Below are 1539 nucleotides of genomic sequence, written 5' to 3'. Positions count from 1 at the left end.
CCCTGTCCGCGACCGCCTACGCCGCCACGCATGCGCACCGCGCGCTGTCGGGCCTGTCGGCCGACACCGGCGCCCGCCCGGGCAGCGAACTGGCCTTCGCCTCCGCATCGCCGGCGCAGGCCGACGCGACGTCCGCCGCCCAGCGCGCGCGCGGCCTGCTCCAGGGCGCGGCCGGCGAGCAGGTGCACCGCGTCGCCGCCGACGCCTTCGTCGCCCGCGACGTGATGATCGACCGCGACGGCACCGAACACGTGCGCATGGAGCGCACCTACCAGGGCCTGCCGGTGGTCGGCGGCGATTTCGTCGTGCACAGCCGCGACGGCGAACTCGAGTCGATCAGCCAGGGCGACAACATGCGCACCTTCGCCCGTCCCGCGCTGACGCCGAAGATCGGCGCCGAGCGCGCGCGCATCGAGGCCGGCGCGGCGTTCGACGGCGTCGCCAGCGAAATCTCCGCGCCGCAGCTGGTGGTGTTCGCGCGCGCCACCGAACCGACCCTGGCCTACCAGGTCGACGTGCGCGGCGAACGCAACAACGACCCGGCACCCGGCAACCTGAGCTACTTCATCGATGCCGCCGACGGCAAGCTGCTGCAGGAAGACGACCACGTCCACGCCGCAGCCGCCAACGGCACCGGCAAGACCCTGACCCTGGGCAACGTCGGCATCGTCACCAACTCGGCCACCGGCGGCTTCGAGATGACCGACCCCAGCCGCGGCAACGGCCAGACCCTCGACGCCGGCAACCGCAACAGCGCCAGCGGCACGCTGTTCAAGGACGCCGACAACGTGTGGGGCAACAACGCCACCTCCGATCGCGCCACGGCCGCCGCCGACGCCCACTACGGCGTCGCCGCGACCTGGGACTATTACAAGAACGTGCACGGCCGCAACGGCATCTTCAACGACGGCCGCGGGGTCAAGAGCTACGTCCACTACGGCCCGACCAACCTGGTCAACGCCTACTGGGACGGCACGGCGATGCTCTACGGCGACGGCGACGGCGTCACCTACCGTCCGCTGGTGGCGCTGGACGTGGCCGGCCACGAGATGACCCACGGCGTCACCGGCGCCACCGCCCGGCTCGGCTACTACAACATCAAGGACAGCGGCGGCATCAACGAGGGCATCTCCGACATCTTCGGCACTCTGGTCGAGTTCAGCGTGGCCAACGCCAACGATCCGGGCGATTACCTGGTGGGCGAAAAGATCTACATCAGCAACCCCGGCGACAAGAAGGCGCTGCGCCTGATGTTCAAGCAAGACGCCGACGGCGCGTCCAAGGTGTGCTATCCGGCCGGCGGCTTCAGCACCGGCACCCAGGCCAGGGGCCCCAACGATCCGCACTTCACCTCCGGCGTGATCAACCGCGTGTTCTACCTCGCCTCCGAGGGCGCGGTGGTGCCGAGCGGCTTCAACTATACGAAGGCCCAGTTGGTGTGCAACAACGACACCGGCATCGTCGGCATCGGCCGCGACAAGGTCGGCGCGATCATGTACCGCGCGCTGACCCGTTACTTCGTCTCCAGCACCACCTATC

At 69.7% G+C, this 1539-nt stretch carries 1 protein-coding gene; it reads left to right on the top strand.

Annotated elements, in window-relative coordinates; translation table 11 throughout:
- A partial coding sequence (locus A7A76_RS14985; protein ID WP_206411932.1) for a M4 family metallopeptidase occupies window positions 1–1539 on the top strand: 1539 nt, incomplete at both ends.

Origin of the sequence: Lysobacter enzymogenes (genome assembly GCF_017168095.1) — a bacterium.
In the GTDB taxonomy this organism is placed as follows: domain Bacteria; phylum Pseudomonadota; class Gammaproteobacteria; order Xanthomonadales; family Xanthomonadaceae; genus Lysobacter; species Lysobacter enzymogenes_D.
This window is presented reverse-complemented; position numbering and strand designations above follow the sequence as displayed.